Genomic DNA, 1,100 nt, shown 5'->3' with positions numbered 1-1,100 from the left:
GAGACGGCCTAGGTGTATTGATCACGAGCGTTGTTGACACTCGGCAGGTCTTGAACATGGCGAAGACCTCCGGTGTGGTGGGAGCTGTCTAGGAACTCACCGCACGGAGGTCTTCGTGTCCCACCGTAATGCCCGGCTGACCGTTCACGGCAGGCGGATCCTGGTCGAACGTGTTCTTGCCGGCCGTCCCGTCGCGCACGTGGCCGCGGAGATGGGCATATCGAGGCCCACCGCCCACAAATGGGTCCGCCGCTGGCGGATCGAGGGCGAGGCGGGGCTGCACGACCGTTCCAGCAGGCCGGCAAGGACTCCGCACCGCACCCCGGCCGCGACCGAGTCGGCCGTGTGCCTGCTACGTGCCGAGCGCAAGCTCGGCCCTGCCCGGATCGGCCCGATCCTGGACCTGCCCGCCTCGACCGTGCACCGAATCCTGGTCCGGCACGGTCTGAACCGGCTGGCCTTCCTCGACCGGCCCACCGGCCGGGTCATCCGCCGATACGAGCGGGCCCGGCCCGGCGAGCTGGTCCACGTCGACATCAAGAAACTCGGCAACATCCCCGACGGCGGCGGCCACAAGGTCATGGACCGCCGCACGGCGATGGACAACAAGCTCGCCACCACCGGCGAACGCAAGAGCTCCAAGCCGGTGATCGGCTACGCCTACGTCCACTCCGCCGTCGACGACCACTCCCGCCTTGCCTACAGCGAAGTCCTCACCGACGAGCGCAAGGAGACCGCCGCCGGCTTCTGGCAGCGGGCGAACGCCTTCTTCACCCGCCACGGCATCAGCGTCGAACGCGTCCTGACCGACAACGGCTCCTGCTACAAGTCGAAACTGTTCACCCAGACCCTGGCCGCGGCCGGCATCACCCACAAGAAGACCCGGCCCTACCGGCCGCAGACCAACGGCAAGGTCGAACGCTTCAACCGCACCCTGCTCGACGAGTGGGCCTACCTACAGCCCTACACCTCCAACAACGAGCGGACAGCGGCCCTGGCAGACTTCCTCCACACCTACAACCACCACCGCTGCCACACCGCACTGGACGGACACCCGCCCATCAGCCGGGTAAACAACGCTGCAGGTCAATACACCTAGG

The 1,100-nt window shown here is 67.1% G+C and carries 1 protein-coding gene; it reads left to right on the top strand.

Annotated features, from left to right (window positions below; translation table 11 throughout):
* Positions 1-115 precede the first annotated feature (115 nt).
* A complete protein-coding gene (locus ACFY0D_RS40240) occupies positions 116-1,099 on the top strand; it encodes an IS481 family transposase (RefSeq protein ID WP_390802817.1) in 984 nt (327 codons plus the stop codon).
* The last annotated feature ends 1 nt before the right edge of the window (position 1,100 follow it).

This window comes from Streptomyces sp. NPDC001502 (assembly GCF_042894785.1).
In the GTDB taxonomy this organism is placed as follows: Bacteria; Actinomycetota; Actinomycetes; order Streptomycetales; family Streptomycetaceae; genus Streptomyces; species Streptomyces kutzneri.
This window is presented reverse-complemented; position numbering and strand designations above follow the sequence as displayed.